The sequence below is a fragment of the Cryptosporangium minutisporangium genome (assembly GCF_039536245.1).
Taxonomy (GTDB): Bacteria; Actinomycetota; Actinomycetes; order Mycobacteriales; family Cryptosporangiaceae; genus Cryptosporangium; species Cryptosporangium minutisporangium.
On record NZ_BAAAYN010000038.1, the window covers coordinates 1 to 5,415 of the forward strand.

At 69.9% G+C, this 5,415-nt stretch carries 6 protein-coding genes; 4 read left to right on the forward strand and 2 right to left on the reverse strand.

Annotated features, from left to right (window positions below; genetic code table 11):
- Positions 1-261: 261 nt before the first annotated feature.
- Positions 262-888, reverse strand: a complete 627-nt coding sequence (locus ABEB28_RS26980) for a TetR/AcrR family transcriptional regulator (protein ID WP_345731022.1) — start codon at positions 886-888, stop codon at positions 262-264.
- Between the two features lie 295 nt (positions 889-1,183).
- Complete coding sequence (locus tag ABEB28_RS26985; RefSeq protein WP_345731023.1) at positions 1,184-1,591, reverse strand: cupin domain-containing protein; 408 nt, start codon at positions 1,589-1,591, stop codon at positions 1,184-1,186.
- A gap of 186 nt (positions 1,592-1,777) precedes the next feature.
- Here ABEB28_RS26985 and ABEB28_RS26990 point away from each other — a divergent pair, with 186 nt between their 5' ends.
- From ABEB28_RS26990 to ABEB28_RS27005, 4 genes are all read left to right on the forward strand, one after another.
- The gene (locus ABEB28_RS26990) at positions 1,778-2,374 is read left to right on the forward strand and encodes a carboxymuconolactone decarboxylase family protein (protein ID WP_345731178.1); all 597 of its coding nucleotides are present in this window, start codon (positions 1,778-1,780) and stop codon (positions 2,372-2,374) included.
- Entirely contained in the window at positions 2,371-3,384 is a 1,014-nt protein-coding gene (locus ABEB28_RS26995) for an ABC transporter permease (RefSeq protein ID WP_345731024.1), read from the forward strand. Before ABEB28_RS26990 ends, ABEB28_RS26995 begins: the two co-directional genes overlap by 4 nt.
- Positions 3,385-3,441: 57 nt before the next feature.
- On the forward strand, positions 3,442-4,614 hold the full coding sequence (locus ABEB28_RS27000) for a sugar ABC transporter substrate-binding protein (RefSeq protein WP_345731025.1): 1,173 nt from the start codon (positions 3,442-3,444) through the stop codon (positions 4,612-4,614).
- 2 nt (positions 4,615-4,616) lie between these two features.
- Positions 4,617-5,415 (forward strand): ATP-binding cassette domain-containing protein (locus ABEB28_RS27005; RefSeq protein WP_345731026.1); only part of this gene is annotated, 799 nt, incomplete at its 3' end.

Below are 5,415 nucleotides of genomic sequence, written 5' to 3' on the forward strand. Positions count from 1 at the left end.
CCACCGTGCCGCGCGCCCGCCGTGCCGCGCGCCCACCGGGCCGCCGCGCCGTCGGGGTGCCTGGGGGAGTTCTCGAAAATCCGCCTCGTCGGGGCGGCGGAGACGTTGATTTCCCGAAAGACCACCTCACGACCGCCCCGCAGAGGTGGTCTCCCGAAATCCGCCCCACGGGCGGCGNNNCGCGGCGGCGCCCCGCAACACCCCGCGGCGGCGCCCCGCAACACCCCGCCCCGCCGCCCCGCGGCGCCCCGCGGCGCGGGGTCAGAGGCCTGTTTCTGGGGCTAGCAGAGTCTGGCGAACGTCCATCCAGTTCTGGGCGGTGAGCCGCCGGATCGCCCGCATCAGCGTCTCCGCGAGATCGAAGCTCGGATCGACGAGCCACTGCGCCTCGAGCCCGTCCCACACCGCGACGATCTGCCGTGCCACGTCCACCGCGTCCAGCCCCGGGTGAGCCTCTCCGTGCCGCTGACGCTGCTCGACCAGGCGGCGGAACTCGTCGATCGCGGCGGCGTGCCGGCGGGCGAAGTACTCGGCGGCCGGGTGGTCCGGCGTCGCGGCATGCCCGGCGAGCACCGTGTGCAGTCGCAACAGTGGCTCCCGATGGGTGGTTGCGACCCGGACGAAGGCGCGTAACCCGGCCAGGTCGAGGACGACGTCCCGGTGGTCGGCGCTGGCCGCGTCCGCGTACTCCAGCGCCGCCACCAGCAGGTGGTCCTTGCCCGGGTAGTGATAGAGCACGGTCGCCTCGCTGGTCCGCGCGCGGCGGGCCACCTCGGCGGTCGTGACGTTGCCGTGTCCCTTCTCCTCGACGAGGCGGAGCACCGCACGGGCGATCTCCCGACGTCGTCCGGCCGTGCGTGCGTACTGACCACGTTGTCTGTTCGGCACGCCTCACATCCAACGCCGACGCGCCGGTGGGAGAGCCAAAAGCTGAGTGAACTCTAATCTTTGAGGTCGCCGGATTCGTCGCGCGCTGGTCGTTCTGGTGCTTAGCCTGTTGGCGCCGGGCAGGAGTCCGGACCGACTCAGCTTTCGCGCGCCGACCGGGCGCCGCACCCTTCACCGGCGATGGGAGCACCGCGATGACACCGCGACCCGCAGGCGGCGCGCCGCCGCGCGTCCACCGCCCTGCCGTTCGTCACGACCAGGTCGGCCGGCTTCCCGGGCTACGGGCGGGCGCGCATTAATCGGAGACCATCCGGTCGTCCACCGAAAGGTGCTCGACCGTTTTTCCGTTCGCCATGAAGGTTCGCGTGACATAAGCGGAGTCGTAAACCCACAGAATGGTCATCGGCGTGTCGCCGATATTGCGGAACGCGTGGGGAATTCCGGCTTCGACATAAGTGGTATCGAAAACCTCGAGCGGGGTGACGTCCCCGTCGATCTCGACTTCGGCCGCCCCACTGAGGAGGGTGACGTGTTCGACGCAGTTGTGCGTGTGCAGAGGAGCCCCGGTGCCGGGCGGGTACGTGCTGATGCCCGACGTCAACGTCGTCTTCTCCACCGCGCTGTGCTTGGTGATCAGCGGGATCGTGGCGACGCTGCCGCCGCGGTCCAAGCGGTCGACCAGCGCTGCCTTGATGATGGTCATGGCGGAGCCTTCCGGTGGGGGCCGTGTCGCAACCCGAGAGTAGGCCCGTCCACGGCCGTGCAGGCGTCCGGAACGCGAACGCTAATGTTTCGCGCTCGGGCCCGTGCGCACGGTGGACATCGACGAAAGGCTTCCGCAGGATTACGTCACCTAGAAAAAGTATTCCTCTCGACTTGGACGGTGCACGTGCGACTTTCTCCGCTCGAAGAACTGACCGCGCGCCAGGCGGAGATCAGTGAGCGAATCGCCTCGCGCCGGGGCGGAACGCGCGGGCCGTTCCTGATCTGGTTGCGGAGCCCGGAATTATGCGAGCGGGTCGAGGCACTCGGTGCGTTCTGCCGATTCGAATCGTCGCTCCCGCTCCGCCTGCGCGAGCTCAGCCTCCTGATCGCCGCGCGTCACTTCGACGCCGCCTACTCGTGGAACGCGCACGCGGACAAGGCGGTCGAAGCCGGGCTCCCCGCGGAGAGCATCGAGCAGCTGGCCCGCAACGAGGTGCCCGACTTCGGCGACGACGAGGACGCGGCGATCCTGCACCGCTTCGCGACCGAGGTACTGCGGGATCATTTCGTCAGCGACGAGACGTTCGCGGCCGGCTTGGCGGCCTTCGGCGAGCAGGGCCTGGTCGACCTGATCGGCAGCCTCGGCAACTACTCGATGCTGGCGATGCTGCTCAACACGTTCCAGGTCGACCCGAAGCCGGGCTGGACCGACCCCTACCCGGACGTCCGCGGCTTCGCGAAGATCGAACCCCAGACCTCGCTCAAACCGGCCTCCGCATGACCGTTACGTCCTCGGTGGAGACGCCGCGGAGCGCTGAGACGCCGGAGACGCCGGCGGTGGCCCACACCGCCGGCGTCCTCGGCGCACGGTTCGCGGTGATCGGCGTCTGGCTGCTGCTGGCGCTGGTCTACGCCGTCGCGGTGCCGGAGACGTTCCTGACCCAGGGCACCTTCCAGACGATCTTCGGCAGCCAGCAGGCGCTGGTGTTCCTCACGGCGGCACTGCTCTGCACGATCTGCGTCGGCGAGTTCGTGGACCTCTCGGTCGCGTCGGTCTTCGGCCTCGCGGCGATCGTGCTGCCGGTGCTCGTCGTCGACCACGGCTGGGGCGTCTGGCCTGCGGCGTTCGCCGCGGTGGCGGCGGCGACGCTCTGCGGGTTGATCAACGCGATCCTCGTCGTGCGGGTCGGCGTCAACACGATCGTCGTGACGCTCGGCATGGGCACGTTCGTGCTCGGCATCGCGCTGTGGGCGGCCAACCTGGCTCCGGTCAGCGGCCTGCCCGGCGAGTTCGCGCAGATCGCCCTCTACGACGTCGGCGGGCTGCCGATCAGCTTCTTCGAGGGAATTCTGCTCATGGTGGCGTTCGCCTACCTGCTGGGCGCGACGCCACTGGGGCGCAACATGCGTTTCGTCGGCGCCAACCGTGAGGTCAGCCGGTTGGCCGGTATCCAGGTGGACCGCATCCGGCTCGGCGCGTTCGTCGCCGCCGGCCTGATCGCGGGGGTCGGTGGGGTGCTCTCCGCGGCGGCCACCGGGGGATTCGATCCGACGGTCTCGCAGAGCTACCTGCTGCCGACGTTCGCGTCGGTGTTCCTCGGCACCGCGATCCTCCAGCCCGGCCGGTTCAACCCGTTGGGCACGCTCCTCGCGGTCTACTTCCTGGCCACCGGCATCCTCGGCCTCCAGCTGCTCGGGGTGGCCGGCTGGGTCGCCAACGTCTTCTACGGCGGAGTGCTGATCGTCGCCGTCACGATCTCCACCCGGCTGCACGCGCGCTCCGGCTCGTAGCGCCCGGTCGGCGGCCCAGCGCCCACCTCGAAGAACCCCTCTGAAAGGCGCCCGATCATGCGCGATGACCTTCCCGGTTCGAGCTGCCGGCTCCGGCGTGGCCTGCGTCCGGTACTGGCTCTGACCGCGATGGCGCTCGTCGCGGCGGGCTGCGGGAACTCCGCCGGGAACACCACCGGGTCCAGCGCGAACAGCCCCGACAGCGCGCTCGCGGCCGAGGTCGAGAAGCTCTCCGCCCCCCGGGACGCCTATCCGATCCCGACCGAGCCGGTTGGCGACGTGTCGAAGATCGCCGGCACCACCGTCTACTACATCCCGATCACCCAGCAGGCGCACCAGTTCGCGATCACGGCCAAGGCACTCTCCGAGGCCCTGGCCACGGTCGGCATGACGATGCAGCTCTGCAACGGCAACTCGAACCCGTCCGAGGTCAGCGCGTGCGTGTCGCAGGCGACCGCGGCGAACGCCGGGGCGATCGTCACCGACTCGATCCCGTACGCGCTGGCCGCCAACGGGTTCGATGCAGCCCAGGCCAAGGGCATCCCGGTGCTGATCACCGACCAGATCCCGGACCCGAAGCACCCGGCGAGCACGACGCTCGGCTACCTCGAGGGCGGCGGCACCGCGATGCTCACCGCGATGGCCAAGTGGATCATCCACGACTCCGGCGGCACCGCGAAGGTCGTCGTCAACCAGAGCACGGACTCCCAATCCACGGTCGCGTACGTGGAGGCCGCGCGGAAAGTCTTCGACGAGGACTGTCCGAGGTGCACGGTGACGGTCAACAAGATCTCGTCCGCGAACTACTCGCTGATCGCGTCGTCGACCAGTTCGGCGCTGCTCCGGACGCCCGGCGCGAACTACCTGGTGTCGGAGTTCGACCAGTACCTGCAGCCGACGCTCAGCGGAGCGCAGCAGTCCGGCAGGACCCCATCGCTCAAGGGCGCCTCGGCCGGTGCGCAGCTGCCCGGCCTGAAGATGGTCGAGTCGAAGAACTTCCTGCACGCGGACGTCGGCCAGGCGTCGGTGTTCCAGGGCTGGGCCGACGCCGACGCCGTCCTGCGGCTGATGACCGGCAAGCCGCTGCCGGACTACGAAATCCCCGTTCGGATCTTCACCCGGGACACCATCGGCAGCGTCGAGCTCACCGAGGAGGCCGAGGAGTCCGGCGAGTGGTTCGGGCCGACGGACTTCCCGACGAAATTCGGGAACCTCTGGAAGGCGAACTGACGATGTCCCCGGATGCCCAGCCCCGCCTGCGGATCGACAACGTGTCGAAGACGTTCGGCCGGAACCGCGCGCTGCGCAACGTCAGCCTGAACGTGCAGCCGGGGGAGATCCACGCGCTGGTGGGTCAGAACGGGTCGGGCAAGTCGACGCTGGCCAAGATCCTCACCGGCTTCCACCCGGCGGATCCCGGCGGGCGGATCGTCGTCGACGGCGCAGAGCTCGCCCTGCCGGTCCGTCCGCTGGAGGCGCGCGCCCGCGGACTCGCCGTCGTGCACCAGTCGCTGGGCCTGGTCAACGACCACAGCGTGGTCGAGAACCTGCGGGTCGGACGCTTCCGCGCCACCCGGTGGTCGCGCCGGATCCGCTGGAACGAGGAGCGCGCGGCCGCCGCCGAGGTGCTCGAACGGCTCGGCTGCGTCGTTTCGCTGGACGCCCCGGTCGGGTCGCTGCGCGAGGAGGACCGCGCGAGCGTGGCGATCGCCCGCGCGCTCCAGGACGCCCAGAGGGCCCAGGGCGCCGAGAGCGGCCAGGGCGTCATAATTTTCGACGAGTCCACCCGCTCGCTGAACCGGGAAACGCTGGAGCACTTCTACGAGATCCTGGACGACGTCGTCGTCACCGGGACCTCGGTGCTGCTGATCACCCACCGCCTCGACGAGGTCATCGAGGCGGCGGACCGGGTCACGGTGCTGCGGGACGGCGTCGCCGTGGAGGCCGATCGGCCCACCGTCGGGCTCACCGAGGCGGACCTGGTCCACCTCCTGCTCGGCCGGGCACTGGAGAACCTGGACCGGGCGGGGG